The sequence below is a fragment of the Chlamydiifrater phoenicopteri genome (genome assembly GCF_902807005.1).
Lineage (GTDB): Bacteria > Chlamydiota > Chlamydiia > Chlamydiales > Chlamydiaceae > Chlamydiifrater > Chlamydiifrater phoenicopteri.
This window is the reverse complement of sequence record NZ_LR777658.1, coordinates 1081371-1099615: the sequence shown is the minus strand read 5'-3', so window position 1 is coordinate 1099615 and position 18245 is coordinate 1081371. Positions and strand designations below refer to the sequence as shown.

The following is an 18245-nucleotide window of genomic DNA, read 5'->3' as shown; positions in this document are numbered from 1 at the left end:
TCATGCCTTTATCCAAAAAACAATTTATTCTAAACAAGCTCGAATGTTTATTTCCGGACCCTCAACCATCTCTTACTGGATGGGAAACTCCCTTTCAATTCCTTGTTTCTGTTTTATTGTCTGGTAATTCAACTGATAAAGCCGTCAACACAATAGCTCCAAAACTTTTTCAAAAAGCTCCATCTCCAGAAACCATGTCCACACTGACCCAAAAACAATTATACTCCCTAATAAAACCTTGCGGACTTGGAGAAAGAAAGGCTTCCTACTTATTAGCGCTAAGTCAACGATTGATTCAAGATCATCATAGTGAGCCCCCAAAAACGCTGGAAGAACTAACATCCCTCCCCGGAGTTGGTCGAAAGACGGCGTCAGTTTTTCTAAGCGTGCTATACAACAAGCCAACCTTTCCTGTAGATACTCATATTCTTAGATTAGCCCAAAGGTGGGGCATCACTAAAGCAAAAACACCGTTTGCAGTGGAAAAAGATTTAGTAAAATTTTTTGGGCTAAAAAATTCTAAAAAACTACACCTCCAACTAATTTTATTTGCTAGAAAATATTGCCCAGCAAAAGGGCATCAACAAGCCTTATGTCCTATATGCTCCTATCTATCGAAAAGGAACCTGACTGGTTGACTCGCTCTGCTCTCCCGTTTTATTTTGTTTTTAAACCTTAGAAAGAGTAAACTCCTCCGTAAATCACTTTTTATTCGAATTTTATCTTATGGGCTTTTCCAGCAAAAATATTAAAAAGAAAAAACAAGTAGCATCGGTTTCTTTTTTATCTATTGCTGGAACGGTCTTCGCAATGTTTTTCGGCGCAGGAAACACCGTTTTTCCCATCATTGTTGGAGCCGTTAATTATCCTCACTACTTCTGCGCAAGCTTGGGTATGATAGTATCTGCCGTTATAGTGCCTCTCTTAGGCTTGATAAGCATACTTCTTTACTCTGGGGATTATAAGAAATTTTTTTACTCTATAGGAAAAGTTCCAGGAGCCTTCATCTTCATCGCTATCCTCTGTCTCATAGGCCCCTTCGGAGGGATTCCGAGAGCTATCGCTATTTCTTACTCAACATTAGCATCCTTTTCCGCAAAAACGAGTCTGCTACCTTCCTTACCTTGGTTTAGCTTCCTTTGTTGTGTTCTTATTTTTCTATTTTCGAGTAAGCTTTCGAATCTCGTAGCCTGGCTTGGCTATATTTTTTCCCCTGTAATGCTTTTGTCTTTAGGCTGGACTGTATTACAAGGCCTCTTACAAGAGGCCCATACACCAGAATTAGTCGCTCTCTATCCCTCCCGCTCCCAAGCTTTTGTTTCTGGTTTTGTCGAGGGATTTAATACAATGGATCTCCTAGCATCGTTCTTCTTTAGCTCTATTCTCATAGTTTCATTACGAGAGCTATCAAGACAAGAAAGTAACCCAAAACAAGAGTGTGATGATACACTTCTAGAGTTCCGTGCCCTTGGAAAAAAATCTAAAAAGACTATCTTCCTCGGCTTTCTCCTCGCATGCCTCTTCTTAGCTGTAGTTTATATTGGATTCTCGGCCCTAGCTTCCAGACATTCAGGATTTCTTCTATACCTTCCAAAAGGAGATTGTCTCGGAAAAATTTGTTACTTAACACTAGGAAATAAAGCATACATTCCTGCCTTTGGAATCTTCATAGCCTGCTTGACAACAGAGATAGCTCTAACGGGAATTTTTGCAGACTTTATGAGAAGGAGTTGCTTACCCAAAAACACCCCCTTCTCTGTAGCGGTTGTTTTAACCCTGATTCCAACTTACTTAGTATCTACTCTAAACTTTGATAATATAAGCGACCTACTTCTGCCGATCTTGCAGTTTTGCTACCCCGCGCTTATAGGATTAACTATAGGAAGCATCTGTCATAAGTTGTGGAACTTGCGCCATGTTGGGACTATTCTTTTTTACGCGATCCTCGCTCTCGAATTGATAACAAGATGCCTATAAAATCTTCTGAGAAACAACAGATTTTTCAAAAAAACGTCGTATGCTTTTAAATTCTTTACTGGCTCATGCTTGTGAGGCTCATGAACAATTAGACTCGCACAGAGATAACGTAATCATTGATTTCATCAGAAATTCTTACGAAGTCCACTTCCCCTCCGATGAATCTCCTGACGGATTCTGGACTTCTTTTTTAAAATTTGATCTAACGAATCCCGAAGACCTAATATTTACTTACTGCAACTGTCCTGATGGAGAAGACTGCTTCCACCCCTTAGCTTCTTATTTAGCTTTAGAAGAACTTTCCTTCCTTTCTCCCTTACACTCGGCTTTTAAAAGCTCTTTTTGGAATCAACTATTTTACCATTTATTTGAGCGCAACATCGCGATACATCCAGAACCTAACCATTCATTCTCCTTTAACGACACCTCATGTTCCCTTTTCATATCCTGTAGTAATTCTGAAGCCTTTGCTCTCCTAGACACCTTTTCTAAAGAGTCTTCAACACCTCCGCCCCTATCAGCTTTACTTTTAGAAGCTTTTTCTAAGCAAGAAATCTCCGCCTGGAGAGAAGGTCACACATCAATAGAAATAGACTACGCCTTATCCCCTCATTACTTTTTAGCTAAACACTTTTACTTGTATCAATTGAAAACAGGTATTTTAGAACTAGAAGAAAATGAAGAAAAACAACCTTTCATTTTCTCCATAAAATCACCTTTCTTCTTCTTAAAAGGCTCCTTGCTTTCATTTTCTTTCGCAGAAAAAGTTTTTCCTAATATTTTGTTTGAAAAAACTAACCTCCCTTACTGGCCAAAAAATTATACCCTGTCTGACATTCGAATTTCTGAAAACCCTGTAGTGCTGCAGTGTAAGAAGCTCTATGAACCTCTTCCAGAAAAACTGCTAGAAAACCCCAGCATCTCTATCGGAAATACAAGGTACATTTTAGGAAAAGGCATTGTTCGTCACGTCGACAATCAACTAACATTACCTTTTTCCAAAATAGAAATTCTTCCCCGCCAGTTAAAGCAAAAATTATTTTCCATCTTACCATATGAGCAAACACCATCTCCTGTTCACTACGAAATGCAATTTTTAAGAGACGCCTCTCTGGTCGCTAATGCTTACCTTACGACTCCAGGAGATTTGGCGAACGCCTTAGTTATCAGCAATTCCTTATTACATGTCCCGGAGAAAGGGTTGGTAGCTATCACAGAACTTCCTTTAAAAGAGAAAGATCTTATTGTGAAAGCTTCTGATGTCGACCACTTTTTAAACACCTACGGAGAAAAAATAACAGCTCAAGGATTCACTGTTCACAAAGAGAAGGAATATCCTGGAGAGCTAACTTATTCTGTGACATCGCAAGGGACTCTACTTTTTCGCTATCAATTGGATGAAACCGAATCTCAGACTACCGAAATTATTTTTGATCAATGGATTTTCTTCTCAGGATATGGGTTCTTCCCCAAACTCAGTTTATCCACACCAGTACAAGACGGAACAACAGTCGAAGCTAAAGATGTTCATAAATTTATAGAGGAAAATTCTGACTCTTTAGCGAAAGTTCGAAACTTTTTCTCTCAAGCAGAACTATCGGAAAAGCTGCTTCTGGAGGTTTCTTTCAACGACAAAACTTCCGAGTTATCCTTGACTCCAACTCTAAAAGACTACTCTAAAGGGTCCTATCATCTCTTTGGCTCCTATTTGTACCGTGAAGGCAAAGGCTTTTCTCTAATACCCGAAGAATTGCAGCCCATGAGTTCTTATGTCGGAACAATTCCTTCAGACAAAGTCTCTCACTTCATGACAGAAATTTTGCCAATACATTCTTTCTTTCAACTAAGCGATAAATCGTTACAGCTTCCCCAAAAGTATAACTTAATTGTTACCAGCATTTCGTCAACAACGGAAAACAGGTCTCTGCAACTAGAGCTTACTTTACAAACCAACATAGGGGAGCTCCCCTTAAGCAAAGTTTTATTGGCTTTAAAAAAGAAAAAACCTTTCTTAGTTTCTGATGCTGGATTTTTAAATCTAGAAAATAACTTACTCTTCCAGTTTCTTGCTCAATTTCTACCAAAGAATTTTTCACCTAAAACTAATTCGATCACAGCCTCTGCTACAGACATTTTCAAATTAGACGCCTTAGCTTCTCTAAGACTAGCCCCTAACGTACGAGCAGCAGACTGTGATTTACAATTTTTTAAACAACTAACACAAATTAAAGACTCTTGTCTTCCTCCCTTACCCACAGATAAATTTTCTGTGAACCACAAATTGCGACCCTATCAAGAAAGTGGACTGCTGTGGTTATGGTTCTTGTATGGAAACCGCTTGTCCGGATTACTCTGCGACGAAATGGGATTGGGGAAAACACACCAAGCCGTAGCTTTACTTGACATAGTATTTCAAACTAGCTGTGACGAAGAGTCTCGACCTTCTTTTTTAGTTGTATGTCCAACGAGTGTGTTATCTCATTGGGAACATATTTTAAAATCCAATCTCCCTAACGCGAGAACGGCTTCTTTCCACGGCCCAGAAAAGCCTTCCTCCCTACCTGATGTAGATTTAGTGCTCACCTCTTACGGAACACTAAGACAAAATTATCAATTATTCTTTAATAAAAACTTCACCGTAGCTGTGTTCGACGAAATCCACATGGCTAAAAACAAAAACAGCCAGACACACAAAGTTCTTGCTCGATTAAACGCGCGCATGAAATTAGGGTTAACAGGCACTCCTGTAGAAAACAATATTTTAGAATTTAAAGGCCTTATTGACACTATTTTACCTAATTACCTGCCTTCAGATTCTATGTTCAAAAAGATGTTTTCTAAAAAAATGGGAAAGGACGGCGATCTCTCTATGAAAGAGTCCCTCTTAAAGCTTACGCGCCCGTTCATTCTTAGAAGAACAAAGAAGCATGTCCTTCCAGATTTACCAGAAAAAATGGACAACACTCTCCCATGTGCTTTGTCTAGGGAACAAGAAACTCTGTACACTTCGGTACTAAGAAGAGACTCCCTCCATCTACAAAAACTTGAAAGCGACGAAGAGTCTCCTTCAGTCTATATTCACATATTTGCTTTACTAAATCATCTTAAGCAAATCTGTGACCATCCTGCAGTGTTCTTCAAAAAACCAGAAAATTACAAGCAACACACTTCGGGAAAATGGGATTTATTTTTGAAAATTCTTCACGAAGCTTTAGATTCTGGATATAAGATCGTTGTTTTTTCTCAATACATTAACATGATCCAAATCATATGTCTTTATCTGGAAGAAATTGGTATAAAATATGCTTCTATCCAAGGAAAATCTTTAAATCGAAAAGAAGAAATAGACACGTTTACTTCCGATCCTGATTGTCGGGTTTTTGTTGGATCTTTATTGGCGTCTGGAACAGGGATTAATTTAACAGCGGGAAATGTCGTAATTATGTATGACCGATGGTGGAATCCCGCCAAAGAAAACCAAGCCCTTGACAGAGTCCATCGCATAGGGCAAAAAAACAAAGTTTTCATATACAAATTAATGACAACAAACACCTTAGAAGAAAGAATCAACATGCTTATAGAAGCAAAAACAAAGCTTTTAGATAGTGTTATAGTTAGCCAGGACTCCAATATTCTTCACATGCTAAACAAAGAGGACCTAAAAACTATCCTTTCATACGGAGAGGATTTACAAAACCAAGCTCTTACAGATTCTGAAGAAGAATGTCTCACGGAGAAAAAGCCCGCAGCCGAAAAGGAAGAAAGCGGAGACCCTATTGTCGACATTATGGCTGCCAGAGAAGCTCTTAATGAGGAATTCGACTTAGGAGACTTTTACGAAAAATAATCGCCTACCGAAAACAGTCTTTTTCCGCAGATAACATTTTGTAACCTTTATACAACGCGGGAGCCCCGACTAAGAAGCAGTACATCATAGCACTTTTATTCCAGGATAAAGTTACAACACCATCTTTGGAGAAAAGAAACAAAAGAACAGAGAACATCACCATTCCCAATCCTGATGAGATCAGGACAAAGGGTAAGAATTCTCTCCAATCTATAAGTTTATCATCAAAACTTGCTTGAACAGCTTGCTCTTCTAAGGGGCAACGTTTTTCTGAAGACAACACAGAGTCCCAATCTGAGGAAGAAACCGCAAATAGTCCAGGAGCTCCTTCCGGACCTCCTTCCTGCGACTGCTCAGGAGAAAGGTGACAAGATGAAAAAGCACTCCCCGGAACCGGAGGATCTTGCAAGAAGGCGCTGCAATAAGGACACTGCGCAACATGAACGGAAACGCTTCCTTCACACTTCCAACATAATCTCTGACTATCTAATTCTTTCGGCAACGACATATGCTCCTCGAAAAAAACACCATCCCGAACATGGAAGAGAAACTCAGATCGGCCTCAGGCATCACCCCTCAAAGGACAGCCTCATCTCTCTAGAAAAGATTATAATTTACCCTACGAAAAAATCAATGCTGAAAATTAATAAATCGCTTTAATATAAGCTTAGTTTCCAAAAAGCTTTTTTCCTTTTGCTTCTTAGCGAAACTGCTTCGTGAAGGAAACGTTTTTCCTAGCTTGAAACAGAGTGGATTAGAAGATGACAACCCAAAGTTTTGATTGTGTAGTAATCGGAGGCGGACCAGGAGGATATGTTGCAGCAATAAAAGCCTCGCGATTAGGCCTTAAAACGGCTCTTGTTGAGTACGACTTGGCCGGAGGCACATGTCTAAACAGAGGGTGTATTCCTTCAAAAGCTTTGCTCGCTGGAGCATCCGTCCTCAATACTATCAAGAACGCCGGTAATTTCGGAATTAGAGTTTCTGATTTTTCTGTAGATTTTCCTTCAATGATGCAGAGGAAAAACTCTGTTGTTTCAGGAATTAGATCTGGTTTAGATGGCCTAATCAAAAGCAATAAAATAGTCTCTTTCCGTGGCAAAGGAAAGCTTTTATCTTCCTCGGAAGTCAAAGTCTTAGGCGAGGAGGATGTTATTTTAAAAGCTCAAAATATCATCCTTGCTACAGGATCTGAACCTCGTCCTTTCCCTGGCGTTCCCTTCAGTAAGCGTATTTGTTCATCGACAGATATCTTAGAATTACAAGAAATTCCTGAAAGCCTACTCATTGTAGGAGGAGGTGTTATAGGCTGCGAATTTGCTTCCCTATTTAACACTCTAGGAACCAAAGTTACCATAGTTGAGGCCGCTGATAGAATCTTAGCTATTGATAACAAAGAGATTTCTAAATTTGTAACAAATGCTTTTACTAAAAAAGGCATTCAAATTGTAACCTCGGCATCTATTGCTGGGCTGGAAGAAACTCCTTCATCTGTGAAAGCCATCTTAAACAACGGCTCCTCCATAGAACATTCTATGGCTCTCGTCTCCATTGGACGCCTGTTGAATACTCAAAATTTAGACTTAGATAAAGCCGGAGTAATTTGCGAAAAGGGAGCTATTCCAACAGACGCTCATATGCGAACCAATATTCCTAACATCTTCGCCATAGGAGACATTACTGCAAAATGGATGCTTGCTCACGTGGCTTCTCATCAAGGAATTGTAGCAGCAGAAAATGCTGCAGGAAAAAATGTTTCCATGGATTATTCTGCCATTCCCTCAGTCATATTCACTTCCCCTGAGGTTGCTTCCGTAGGATTATCTTTAGAACAGGCTCAAAGTCAAGGTTTCTCTGCAAAGTCAACAACATTTCCCTTCCGAGCCATAGGTAAAGCTGTCGCTATGATGGACGCTGATGGGTTTGCCTCTATCATTAGTGATGTGGAAACAGGCCAAATACTAGGCGCTTATGTGGTAGGGCCACACGCTTCTTCCCTCATTGGAGAAATGGCTTTAGCTATCCGCAACGAACTGACTCTGTCTTGCATTTATGAAACCGTCCACGCCCACCCGACACTTTCAGAGATATGGATGGAAGCTGCTCTTCTAGCAGCTGATGATCCCTTACACATGCCACCCAAATAAGTTCCGCTATGGATGCAACTCAGAAAGACGCCTCTACCTCAACAAGAAAAAATTCATCCTCTAAACGAAAAGGCGTACGTCCCGAAGAAAGATTCCCCGTTTGGTTAAGGAAGTCATTACCTCTAAATACAGCTTTCCAAAAGACTCAGGGATCTATCAATAGAACTGGACTATCCACTGTTTGCGAAGAAGCTCTTTGCCCCAACCGCACCGCTTGCTGGTCAAGAAAGACCGCTACTTACCTAGCTTTAGGCAGCATTTGTACGAGAAAATGTGGATTTTGCAATATAGATTACTCTGCCACTCCCCCTCCTCTAGACCCTGAGGAGCCTCAAAAAATATCTGACTCTGTCAGGGAACTGAACTTACGTCATGTTGTCATAACAATGGTTTCTCGCGATGATCTCCCTGATGGGGGAGCTTCTATGCTTGCAAAAATTGTCCAAACAGTACGAAAAGATTCGCCCGAAATTTCTATAGAAGTACTGTCTTCAGATTTTCAAGGAAATCTTGACGCCCTCCACCATCTTCTTAATACTAAACTAGATATTTTTAACCACAATGTAGAAACCACCGAACGATTATCTCCTTTTGTCCGACACAAGGCTACTTATCACCGCTCTCTAAAAATGTTAGAGGCTGCAGCTAAATTTGATTCTTCCTTATGGATAAAATCTGGTATCATGGTCGGCCTAGGAGAGACCGAACCAGAAGTTCGTCAGACTCTAAAACACCTAGCAGAAGTTGGAGTAAAGATTGTTACCATTGGACAATATCTCCAACCTAATAGGCTCAAGATCCCAGTTAAAGAGTATGTGACTCCAGAAACTTACGACTATTATCGATCATACGGGGAAAGTTTAGGTCTTTTCGTATACGCTGGTCCCTTCGTTCGCTCCAGCTATAACGCTGATGTAATATTTGATCTCTTAAAAAAATAGCCTTCTTTTATGAAAGACCCTTTTTACTACGAATCCGGATTCGATATAGATGATGAACAATTTAAAAAAATTCTTCTTCTAAGAGAAGCGCACTTTTCTGGCAGCTTCGAAGAGATGAAAGAATGCTATGCTGACGAGGATTTTTTAGGAGCTGATCCAGATATATCCATTGAAGATATTGATTACTTAGCAAAGATAGAATCCTCTAACGAAACGATCTTAACCCAAGCCCTGCTCTCTGAGAGAGACTGGGAGGAAATACAAAAAGCAAAAGCAGCCTACGAATTTTTAGAAGATAGCGACCCAGAATCTTTGACAGGAAAAATTGCGAATCTCATTCTAACGGCACCTTTTTCTACTTCGTTGGATAGGGATGCTGTTATTGCAGAGGGAGAAGCTATCGTCCCCGACATTATAAAAATCCTAGACACCCTTGATTTGTTTCATCCCCTATTTCCTGGATTTGGACTAGCGCCTCAAAGATTAATAGATTGTCTAGGGCACATAAGAAGCCCTTTAGCTATTCGCCCCCTTTTTGAAATGATAGGAAGCCCACAAACAGCTGAATATGATGATGAAATAGCCTCTGCTTTAGCAAAAATAGGTTCTCCGGCCAAACAGTTTTTATTTTCTTTGTTGTCCTCTTCACCGATAACCAAAGATCACGAAACAGCAAGCTTTTGTTTGGCTTACTTTGATGATGATGAAGTAGTGAACTTTGCTAAGGAACAACTTTTTCGCCCAGAATTAATACAATTTCCGCACACCATCTTTCACCTAGCAAATATTTCCTTACAAACAAAGGAAGACCCCTCATTTATCGAAAAATTAAAGCGCAATCTCCCTAAAGATCTTCCATCTTTTTTAAGGGAAGAAATCTTAAAAATGATTCCATGAGAACTTTTTTGCCTCTGCAATCCTTCTACAACAACAACCGAACCCTCTCTTAATAATCGTTTTGTAAATCAGTTCATGTTCACGATTGGCACTAATCTCACCTTTTGTTATGGTGAGTGAAAAGGTGTACCAATTATGTTTCGTCGTTTTATTTCTTTTTTCTCATTGTTTGTTTTACTAGGAACAATGACTGGGTGCGACAGTCGTTCTTTCATTGCCCATAATTTACCGGGAAGAGAAGCTAATGAGATTGTGGTCCTATTGGTCAGCAAGGGAATCGCTGCTCAGAAGCAACCTAAGGCTGCAGGAAGTTCTGGGGGAGGATCTACAGAACAACTTTGGGATATTTCTGTCCCCGCCTCTCAAATTACGGAGGCTCTGTCCATCTTGAACCAAGCCGGACTGCCACGATTAAAAGGCACTAGTCTCCTGGATCTATTTGCTAAACAGGGATTGGTACCCTCGGAATTACAAGAGAAGATCCGTTACCAGGAAGGGTTGTCAGAACAAATGGCCACTACCATCAGAAAGATGGATGGTATCATTGATGCCAGTGTTCAAATATCTTTTTCTACAGACGCAGAGGAAGAACTTCCTTTAACGGCTTCCGTATACATCAAACACCGAGGAGTCTTAGATAACCCTAATAGCATTGTTGTCTCTAAAATTAAACGTTTAGTGGCCAGTGCTGTTCCTGGATTGACTCCAGAAAATGTTTCTGTCATTGGTGATCGCGCTTCTTATAGCGAAATTAGTATCAATGGGCCTTGGGGATTGACTGATGAAATCGATTACGTCTCCGTATGGGGAATTATTTTAGCCAAATCTTCTCTGGTCAAATTCAGAGTTATTTTCTACTGCATGATTCTTGTTTTATTCCTGATTTCATGTGGCTTCATGTGGCTTGTTTGGAAAACTCACGCTGTCATTGGAGCTCTAGGAGGAGTAAAGTCTCTTCTGGATCCCTCCCCTTATGTTAAACCTAAAGAAGTGATAGCAGAGAAGGCAACAGAGCCTTCATCTTCCGCTGCTCAAGGAGAGGGCTCTTCCCCAGCTTCTGGTGAAGAAAAATCTGCGGAAGAATCTCCTGAAGGCTCTGGTAAAGAGGAGGCGCCGACAGAACCTTCTGATGATAATAATGAGGATGCTTAGTGACAGCGAATACTTTTGGTACTCTAGACATCTTGATGAAATACTCAAAGTCTGATCATCTGGAGCAGTTTCTCCCAGAGAAGTTGCTTATCAAAGGTGTTCACCCTCAGGATATCCCTTTGTCTTCATTATCCTTTAATTTGCGTTGGCTAGCAGCTATTCACCCTTCATGGATCATGATGGCAATGAAAGAGTTCCCTCCCTTCTTTCAGGCAGAATTTTTACTTCTTCTTCCCGAACAAATTGTGCACAAGCTTCAACCCTATTTGCCAGCACAACTTCCTAAGATTGCTCGTTGCTCCGATTTTGGAGCCTTTTATCTTTTGGATATGTTAAGCAAAAAAATCCGTCCTCCAGGAGTCACTGAGGAAATCTTTTTGCCTTTGTCTCCCTTTAACAATCTCCTCTACTACTCGATGGAAAACAAGATGACATTCATTGATTGTCTAGGGTTGTTTTCGATAGTAAAGGAAATGAAAAATGTTGTTGACAAGGTTGTTATAAAACAAATTCAAGATAATCTTTCTGATACAGAGAAACGCTTCTTGTCCTACTGCCGAGCCAACCCTCTTAAGCATTTATCTCAGGAATTATTCCTTCACTCATGGAATGGGAACAAAGATTCTTTTCGTAAATTTATCCACAGAGAAGGTCTAGAAATTTTGGCTTTAGCATTAGTCAAAGAGGATGCTTCTTTCCTTTGGCACCTCTTGAGGAGATTAGATATTGGGAGAGCTTTTATTTTGGAATCAGCTCTCAAACGAGCTTTAAATAATCCTCATTCAGAATATTTCCGAGACCGTATTTCCCAATGCATGAAGGTGCTGGTACAATGAAATTTTTCAGTCTAATTTTTAAAAAAGACGTTGTTTCTCCTAACAGTAAAGTTTTAGCTCCTGAAGCTTTTTCTTCTGTTTTGGATGCTCAAGAAATGTTGGAAACAGCCAAACAGGATATAGAAGAATATAAACAACACGCAGAACAAGAAGCCGCCCTTCTGAAAGAAACATCAAAAAATGAGGGTTTTAATTCTGGTCTGCAAGAATGGACAACAAAATTAGCCGAACTCGATGCTAGCATTAAATCGTTTAAAGAAAGCATCAAAGCTTCTTTGGTGCCCTTAGCTATCGCCAGTGTAAAAAAAATTATCGGCAAGGAATTGGAAACCAATAAAGAAACGGTCGTTTCTATCATTTCCGGCGCTATCAAAGAGCTCTCCCAAAACAACCGTGTTGTTATCTTTGTAAATCCAAATGATCTGGAAGCTATAGAAAAACAGCGTGCTGAACTTAAAAAAATTATCGAATACGCAGAGGTGTTTATCATCTCTTCCAAGCCTGAAATAGAACCTGGAGGTTGTCTCATAGAGACCGAATCAGGTATCATCAATGCCAGTCTTGACGTTCAACTTCAAGCTCTGGAAAATGCCTTTAATAAAATCTTAAAGCAAAAAGATTTCCCATCAGGATCTACGACCTCTTCTGAGCATCAAAGCAATTCATCAACAACAAATACTACATCTTCTGAAGAGAACTCGGGAACTAAAGAACATGGTGAGTAAAAAGTTCAATGCATAGATTGTTTCGTTTTCTTCTTACCGTTTTAATTTTTGGACTACCCTCTGCCGCAGGAGCTAATACTTCTTCTTGCTCTAGGTCTTGCTCTGAGAATTATTCATGCACACCAGCACCTCTTCCTGTGCCGCCGCAACCTGTGGAAGAAAAAAAAGTACAGACATGTCCAGCTTTTAGACAACAAGTTGTTGCCCAAGATGTTCTTCCTAGAGAAGGGCTTTCTGAAGGAAGCTTCTCAGATACTTACCCAGACCTAACAACTCAAGCAGTAATTTTAGTCTTCTTAGCTCTGTCACCTTTTTTAGTAATGCTGCTGACTTCTTATCTTAAAATCATTATCACCCTCGTGCTACTGCGAAATGCTTTAGGAGTACAACAAACGCCTCCCAGCCAGGTATTGAACGGAATAGCTCTTATCTTATCCATATATGTGATGTTTCCTACAGGGGTAGCTATGTACGAAAGTGCCCGCAAGGAGATTGATTCTCAAACTATCTCGAGGAACCTTTTCACTGCTGAAGGAGCAGAAACAGTTTTTGTCGTCCTTAATAAATCTAAAGAACCCTTGCGTTCATTTTTAGTACGCAATACTCCTAAATCTCAGATTCAAAGCTTTTACAAAATTTCACAAAAGACTTTCCCTGAAGAAATTCGCTCTAAACTTTCTATGCACGATTTTGTTATTGTCATTCCGGCTTTCATTATGGGACAAATCCGTAATGCTTTTGAAATTGGTGTATTAATTTATCTGCCTTTCTTTGTCATAGATCTAGTGACAGCAAACGTGCTAGTAGCTATGCAAATGATGATGCTTTCCCCCTTATCAATATCTCTACCGTTGAAATTACTCCTCATTGTCATGGTAGATGGGTGGACATTACTATTACAAGGACTCATGATTAGTTTTAAATAAGGGTTTTGTCATGATGTTGCTGGCAACAAGTTTCAAAGCGGTTTTGTTTGAATATTCCTACCAAGCATTATTGCTCATCCTCATTGTTTCCGCCCCTCCGATTATCCTGGCTTCTATTGTTGGAATTATGGTGGCTATCTTTCAAGCTGCAACACAAATTCAAGAACAAACCTTTGCTTTTGCAATTAAACTCGTTGTCATCTTTGGAACCCTCATGATTTCCGGAGGATGGTTAGGAACCGTTATTTATCGATTCGCTTTCCAGATTTTCCAAAATTTCTACAAATGGAAATAGTGAAGAAGCTGCTATGAGCATGACGTTATCAGACCTAGCTTTAGCCCTGAAGTCTGAATATCTCGATTATATTTTTCAATTTCCCGCGCAACAAGTATGGTGTGTTTTCCTTCTTCTACTAGCCAGACTACTTCCTATCTTTGGAATCGTTCCCTTCCTTGGCGGCAAACTTTTTCCTTCCCCAATAAAAATAGGTATAGCCATATCCTGGTTGGCGTTAATTTTTCCTAAATCGTTGGCTGAAGCTGGTCGCGTAGATCTATTTGAAAATTCTATCTTTTACGTGCTACTCGTCAAGGAAGTTTTCCTTGGCAGTGTTATGGCTTTAATCTTATCTTTTCCATTCTACGCAGCACAGTCTGCTGGTTCATTTGTTTCCAACCAGCAAGGTATTCAAGGCCTGGAAGGCGCTACCTCTTTAATATCCATAGAACAAACCTCTCCCCAAGGGATCCTTTACCACTACATAGTAACCATTACTTTCTGGTTGGTAGGTGGATATCGAATAGTGATAGACCTTTTGCTGCACTCTCTACAGGTGCTACCCTTAGAGCAGTTCTTGCCCAAAGACATTCTCATGCCTGATTCGCCCTTATGGGTTACTTTGATCAAAATGGCACAGCTATGCCTGATTATGACCATTCAACTTAGTGCTCCGTCCACGCTAGCCATGTTAATGTCAGATCTCTTCTTAGGAATTATCAACCGGATGGCTCCTCAAGTACAAGTAATATACCTACTCTCAGCGCTCAAGGCTTTTATGGGAATGCTCTTTCTCTGTATTTCCTGGTGGTTTATCGTGAAACAAATAGATCTGTTTACCTTAGCCTGGTTTAAAAAGATTCCAGTAATGATTTTTGGCGGCCCTGCAGCTACTCTCTAATAAGTAGCTAAAAACTCTCTCATAGAACAAAACTGTTTTACAAAAATTCTAATAAATTAAGAAACAAAGACGCAAAAAGGGCGTCCTTGGGACGCCCTTCTGGAAAAAGTGAAGTAAAAGTTACTTTTTATTTGAAGTGGAATTAGTTTTTGTTTTTTCTTCTGTACCAGAATTTTTCTCTTCTTCTAAATGTCCAGAATCATTTTCTGCATCCTTGGCAACGAAAGCTATAATGGCACAAATGAGGATGAATGAAAGTGTGAACCCTGTCATCTTTATACCAAAGAACAGCAACAATCCACACAAGACTATGTTCTTGATTGGCCCGTTATCTGCATAATGCTGGGGTAAGCTGTTTAAAATCTTTCGTAATTCAGGATAGAAGCTGACAATGAATCCACCGGCAACCAAAAGACTGCTTATACTAGAGAAAAATGTGGAGACGATCCCAGAAAAAATTAACACTCCCCCAATAATTTCTTTGATATGTCCGACAACGGAACGTTGCAATGAGGACACGTCTTGCTTGGAAAAACCTATCTTAGAAGATAAGCTTTTCTTCTCTTTGCTGTTATCCTCTGAATCATTGGGGGCATTATGAGCTTTATCAGCCATACAAGCTCCTAAAAATTAAAACAAACACTTATATTATACTTTTAGCAAAGAGTAACAAAATTTTTTAATAAGTAAAGTATAAATCCACTACCTTTTTTTACTTGTTGAAGAACAACGACATCGAGTAACCCATCCCGTCTCAGAATCTACCAAAAATAAAAAATCTCCCTGGGAACCTAAGGTGTAATCAAAAATCTTTTTGTCTAAAAGATCAATCAAATAATAACCTCTAAGCAAGCTCTCCGTTTTTTCTTTCAGCTCTATCCGGAAATCGGTTCGATTACGAAAGCCCTCTAACAAAGCTTCTCGGCCTCGCTCTTTTATAGCTATCTCCTGCTGTTTAACAGCGACCCAAACTTGAGATCTCAAAGCATCTAGTCTATCAAACGCCTCAGAATGATCTATAATGGCCTCCAGCAACAGTGGATCCATAAATAATAAATTTAGCTTGTAGGCGGTACTTTTCTTAGATGAGTAATTAACATAATTTAATATTGACGGAACTTGATCTGTACCCTTAAGCATCTGATACCAGCATCTCTGCAAAGTAGGGTCTCCAAATTCCAACGTAGCAATGATGTCTGGTACTCCCTCTTCGGCTTCTTGCAAGATTTTTTCTTTATGTTCTAGAAGAGCTTCCACTAAAAATTTTTCATCTCCTGGGTTCAATACACCGGTTTTTACGTAGGCATTATTTAGAAAACGAAGAAAAATCGAGTACCATGAAAGAAGATTTTCTCGTTGTTCTGTCGTTTCCTCCAACAAAGCATATAAATTAAGTCTCGAATTATTAGGGGGTCTAGTGAACGGTACTCGAAGTGAATACTTCCGCTCTTTTTTAGATTTTGACGAGGGCTGCTTTGATGTATCTATACTCTCCTTTTTACGTCCGATAGAGGGCACAGAAACCGTTTTGCTATAATCGCTGTATTTGGCTTCCGCCAAGGCTGACCGTGCTGTAGAATGAATATCTTCTAAATAGTCGGATGATCGTAACAAAATAATTTGATTTCTAGAAATAACCGCGTCTTTAGTTGTTACTACAATCAATGACGTCAAACACAATAAAGTTAATAAATATGCGTTCATGTTATCTACCAGAAACCATAGTGAAAGCTAGCTCTCGTGCGGCAGTATATTTGGTTGCTCCTCGAGAAACATTTATCTTTATAAACGAAGGCATTTCTGAAGAGCCTTCTTTGCTTCCAGAAGATCCTTTTTGTAAAAGGCTAGAATCAAATATCGGAGTCAAAACAAAAGCTTCCACATTGTCAAGCAGTCGACTTTCTTCCTCAAGATCCAGACTACTTTGAGATTGAATTATCAAAGATAAGACTCTCTCTTCCTTATCATAAACGAGACGTCCTCGTACATTGCCCGAAAGGGCAGGAATTTTGTAGACACCTCTGTCAAAAACGAACGAGCATACAGAGTCCCCTTCCGAGCACAAGGAAAAGTCTTCAGTAATAGAGCCAAAGACGGCTCGCAAGCGCTTGTATGCTAAACTTTCATCACCAAACACTCTATAAAGCTCTTTGTGTCTCTCATGTTTCTTAGCAATCAGCAATTGCCAAAAACCTATACTCCCCAAAAGTATCGACATAAGAGAAAGACAAACAACGACTTCCGTCAACAAAAAAGATCGTTTACTTTTTCTTCTGGGATTCCCCCCCACCTCAAGCCTCCTAAGAACTCTTTTCCTTTACTCTCAATATATGACGCATAGAAGCCTTTGAGCCTCTACTTGTTCGTTAAAAGGTTTCGGGATATCTAAAACGACATCCACAGCAAATAATTTTGCTCCTCCCGAAGAACCTGTTGTGGATTTACGAATCTCTGTTGTATATCGGTAGGGAATAACAAATTTTTTCCCAGAGGAATTATATAAATAAAGGTTTTCCTCACAGCTCTTACTGACAGGATCCGAGCAAACATCTCCGGCCAAGAGGGCCTCTTGTAAATCCTGCTGAATAAGAAAAAAAGCTGTGTCAACTAAAGAAGGAAGCTGCATCTCCAACAGTTTTTTTTCTAAGGTTCTCTCCATCTGTTTGTAGAAACGCAAACAAGGGATCATTGTACATATCAGTAGGGAGAACGACATTATAATTTCTGTAAGAAAAAAGGACCTATGGGACCTTTTTTTAAACGGTCTAGACATGTCTCCCCCCATTAAAAAGATGCAACTTTTGGCTACACTTATTATTACGCAACCATACTATTCCTGAAGGGCGACATCCCAACACACCATCGAATTCAAAAACTACAGTTTTTGGATGCCTATTTCCTGAAAAAGACATTTCTTGAACCGCGTTTAATTCCAATGTTTTTGGGAATAAAGCCCAGACCCTGTCGGGCAAGGAGCGTTGAAGATAAACCCTACATAAATATCCTCCTCTTTCCTGGGGAAGGCAACGCACTTCAGCATCTATCCCATGATACACAGAGCACCGCTCCACCCATTGAAGGAATTCTTGCAATTTCACAGCTTCTCTACACAACCTTTTCTGCTCATTGCGCCCTTTAGCTATAGGACCAACAAGCACCAAGGAAAACGCCAAGGGAATCAACATCCCCATAACAACGAGAACTTCTATTAAAGAAAATCCTCTGCGTTTAACGCTGAGCTTTGGAAAGCGTTCTAGCTTTTTTAGAATAGACCTCAAGATCCTCTCCATCATTGCAAACCCTAACAACAAGTTCTTCCCCCCAAGCATCTTTTAGTAGCTTGCTAGAATCTTTACCTATTGCAGATTCTTTGACTATCTGCTGCTTATTACGAACAATATCTTCTAAGCTATCAGAACTTAACGCATATTCCATCATCAAAATGTCATAAACTTTGGCACAGTTTTGCTCTGTTTGAAACAACTTTCCCTTATTGATACTGCCTTTCATATTGAAAGCCAAGGCTCCCCCAATAATTCCTATTAGACTAACAACCACCATCAGCTCTATTAGAGTGATCGATCTTTTGATTCGTTTCTGTTTTCGCACAATTGTTCTC

Annotated in this window: 19 protein-coding genes; 12 read left to right on the top strand and 7 right to left on the bottom strand. The window is 39.8% G+C overall.

What is annotated here, in order from left to right:
* Positions 1-2 precede the first annotated feature (2 nt).
* The 3 genes from KJA58_RS04765 (at position 3) to KJA58_RS04755 (ending at position 5824) form a co-directional block, all read left to right on the top strand.
* Positions 3-638, top strand: a complete 636-nt coding sequence (locus KJA58_RS04765) for an endonuclease III domain-containing protein (RefSeq protein ID WP_213358275.1) — start codon at positions 3-5, stop codon at positions 636-638.
* A 109-nt stretch (positions 639-747) separates the two neighbouring features.
* Entirely contained in the window at positions 748-1977 is a 1230-nt protein-coding gene (brnQ, locus tag KJA58_RS04760) for a branched-chain amino acid transport system II carrier protein (RefSeq protein WP_425513816.1), read from the top strand.
* Positions 1978-2017: 40 nt separating this feature from the next.
* Complete coding sequence (locus KJA58_RS04755) at positions 2018-5824, top strand: DEAD/DEAH box helicase (protein ID WP_213358273.1); 3807 nt, start codon at positions 2018-2020, stop codon at positions 5822-5824.
* A gap of 4 nt (positions 5825-5828) precedes the next feature.
* Here the strand turns inward: KJA58_RS04755 and KJA58_RS04750 are convergent, their stop codons facing one another.
* Positions 5829-6332: a phage holin family protein gene (locus tag KJA58_RS04750; RefSeq protein ID WP_213358272.1), complete on the bottom strand. Its 504-nt coding sequence runs from the start codon at positions 6330-6332 to the stop codon at positions 5829-5831.
* A gap of 253 nt (positions 6333-6585) precedes the next feature.
* On the opposite strand from KJA58_RS04750, the gene lpdA reads away from it, so the two are divergent.
* The 9 genes from lpdA to KJA58_RS04705 all read left to right on the top strand — a co-directional run bounded on the left by lpdA (position 6586) and on the right by KJA58_RS04705 (position 14626).
* Positions 6586-7971, top strand: a complete 1386-nt coding sequence (gene lpdA / locus KJA58_RS04745) for a dihydrolipoyl dehydrogenase (protein ID WP_213358271.1) — start codon at positions 6586-6588, stop codon at positions 7969-7971.
* Between the two features lie 8 nt (positions 7972-7979).
* Positions 7980-8912 (top strand): lipoyl synthase, encoded by a 933-nt coding sequence (gene lipA, locus KJA58_RS04740; protein ID WP_213358270.1) that lies wholly within the window; start codon positions 7980-7982, stop codon positions 8910-8912.
* 9 nt (positions 8913-8921) lie between these two features.
* Positions 8922-9809, top strand: coding sequence for a hypothetical protein (locus KJA58_RS04735; protein ID WP_213358269.1), 888 nt, complete (start codon positions 8922-8924; stop codon positions 9807-9809).
* A gap of 135 nt (positions 9810-9944) precedes the next feature.
* Positions 9945-10961, top strand: a complete 1017-nt coding sequence (sctJ, locus tag KJA58_RS04730) for a type III secretion system inner membrane ring lipoprotein SctJ (RefSeq protein ID WP_213358268.1) — start codon at positions 9945-9947, stop codon at positions 10959-10961.
* A complete protein-coding gene (locus tag KJA58_RS04725; protein WP_213358267.1) occupies positions 10961-11797 on the top strand; it encodes a hypothetical protein in 837 nt (278 codons plus the stop codon). The genes sctJ and KJA58_RS04725 overlap by 1 nt, the downstream gene beginning before the upstream one ends.
* Positions 11794-12522 (top strand): HrpE/YscL family type III secretion apparatus protein, encoded by a 729-nt coding sequence (locus KJA58_RS04720; protein ID WP_213358266.1) that lies wholly within the window; start codon positions 11794-11796, stop codon positions 12520-12522. Before KJA58_RS04725 ends, KJA58_RS04720 begins: the two co-directional genes overlap by 4 nt.
* 8 nt (positions 12523-12530) lie before the next feature.
* The gene (sctR, locus tag KJA58_RS04715) at positions 12531-13448 is read left to right on the top strand and encodes a type III secretion system export apparatus subunit SctR (RefSeq protein ID WP_213358265.1); all 918 of its coding nucleotides are present in this window, start codon (positions 12531-12533) and stop codon (positions 13446-13448) included.
* 10 nt (positions 13449-13458) lie between these two features.
* Positions 13459-13743 (top strand): type III secretion system export apparatus subunit SctS, encoded by a 285-nt coding sequence (gene sctS / locus KJA58_RS04710; protein ID WP_213358264.1) that lies wholly within the window; start codon positions 13459-13461, stop codon positions 13741-13743.
* A gap of 13 nt (positions 13744-13756) precedes the next feature.
* Entirely contained in the window at positions 13757-14626 is an 870-nt protein-coding gene (locus tag KJA58_RS04705) for an EscT/YscT/HrcT family type III secretion system export apparatus protein (protein WP_213358263.1), read from the top strand.
* 120 nt (positions 14627-14746) lie between these two features.
* On the opposite strand, the gene KJA58_RS04700 is transcribed toward KJA58_RS04705, so the two are convergent.
* From KJA58_RS04700 to KJA58_RS04675, 6 genes are all read right to left on the bottom strand, one after another.
* On the bottom strand, positions 14747-15241 hold the full coding sequence (locus tag KJA58_RS04700) for a hypothetical protein (protein WP_213358262.1): 495 nt from the start codon (positions 15239-15241) through the stop codon (positions 14747-14749).
* A gap of 87 nt (positions 15242-15328) precedes the next feature.
* Positions 15329-16330 carry a hypothetical protein gene (locus KJA58_RS04695; RefSeq protein ID WP_213358261.1) on the bottom strand — a complete coding sequence of 334 codons (1002 nt, stop codon included), beginning with the start codon at positions 16328-16330 and terminating at the stop codon, positions 15329-15331.
* Between the two features lies 1 nt (position 16331).
* Entirely contained in the window at positions 16332-16916 is a 585-nt protein-coding gene (locus KJA58_RS04690) for a DUF1494 domain-containing protein (RefSeq protein ID WP_213358260.1), read from the bottom strand.
* Positions 16917-16949: 33 nt separating this feature from the next.
* Complete coding sequence (locus tag KJA58_RS04685) at positions 16950-17342, bottom strand: hypothetical protein (protein ID WP_213358259.1); 393 nt, start codon at positions 17340-17342, stop codon at positions 16950-16952.
* A gap of 49 nt (positions 17343-17391) precedes the next feature.
* Positions 17392-17919: a type II secretion system protein gene (locus KJA58_RS04680; protein WP_213358258.1), complete on the bottom strand. Its 528-nt coding sequence runs from the start codon at positions 17917-17919 to the stop codon at positions 17392-17394.
* A complete protein-coding gene (locus KJA58_RS04675) occupies positions 17855-18235 on the bottom strand; it encodes a type II secretion system protein (RefSeq protein WP_213358257.1) in 381 nt (126 codons plus the stop codon). The genes KJA58_RS04680 and KJA58_RS04675 overlap by 65 nt, the downstream gene beginning before the upstream one ends.
* Positions 18236-18245: the final 10 nt, after the last annotated feature.

Bases quoted from the DNA above. Each gene is read 5' to 3' on its own strand.
- KJA58_RS04765 (WP_213358275.1), top strand. From the start codon at position 3: ATGCCTTTATCCAAAAAACAATTTATTCTAAACAAGCTCGAATGTTTA.
- KJA58_RS04755 (WP_213358273.1), top strand. From the start codon at position 2,018: ATGCTTTTAAATTCTTTACTGGCTCATGCTTGTGAGGCTCATGAACAA.
- KJA58_RS04750 (WP_213358272.1), bottom strand. From the start codon at position 6,332: ATGTCGTTGCCGAAAGAATTAGATAGTCAGAGATTATGTTGGAAGTGT.
- lpdA (WP_213358271.1), top strand. From the start codon at position 6,586: ATGACAACCCAAAGTTTTGATTGTGTAGTAATCGGAGGCGGACCAGGA.
- lipA (WP_213358270.1), top strand. From the start codon at position 7,980: ATGGATGCAACTCAGAAAGACGCCTCTACCTCAACAAGAAAAAATTCA.
- KJA58_RS04735 (WP_213358269.1), top strand. From the start codon at position 8,922: ATGAAAGACCCTTTTTACTACGAATCCGGATTCGATATAGATGATGAA.
- sctJ (WP_213358268.1), top strand. From the start codon at position 9,945: ATGTTTCGTCGTTTTATTTCTTTTTTCTCATTGTTTGTTTTACTAGGA.
- KJA58_RS04720 (WP_213358266.1), top strand. From the start codon at position 11,794: ATGAAATTTTTCAGTCTAATTTTTAAAAAAGACGTTGTTTCTCCTAAC.
- sctR (WP_213358265.1), top strand. From the start codon at position 12,531: ATGCATAGATTGTTTCGTTTTCTTCTTACCGTTTTAATTTTTGGACTA.
- sctS (WP_213358264.1), top strand. From the start codon at position 13,459: ATGATGTTGCTGGCAACAAGTTTCAAAGCGGTTTTGTTTGAATATTCC.
- KJA58_RS04705 (WP_213358263.1), top strand. From the start codon at position 13,757: ATGAGCATGACGTTATCAGACCTAGCTTTAGCCCTGAAGTCTGAATAT.
- KJA58_RS04700 (WP_213358262.1), bottom strand. From the start codon at position 15,241: ATGGCTGATAAAGCTCATAATGCCCCCAATGATTCAGAGGATAACAGC.
- KJA58_RS04695 (WP_213358261.1), bottom strand. From the start codon at position 16,330: ATGAACGCATATTTATTAACTTTATTGTGTTTGACGTCATTGATTGTA.
- KJA58_RS04685 (WP_213358259.1), bottom strand. From the start codon at position 17,342: ATGTCGTTCTCCCTACTGATATGTACAATGATCCCTTGTTTGCGTTTC.
- KJA58_RS04680 (WP_213358258.1), bottom strand. From the start codon at position 17,919: ATGATGGAGAGGATCTTGAGGTCTATTCTAAAAAAGCTAGAACGCTTT.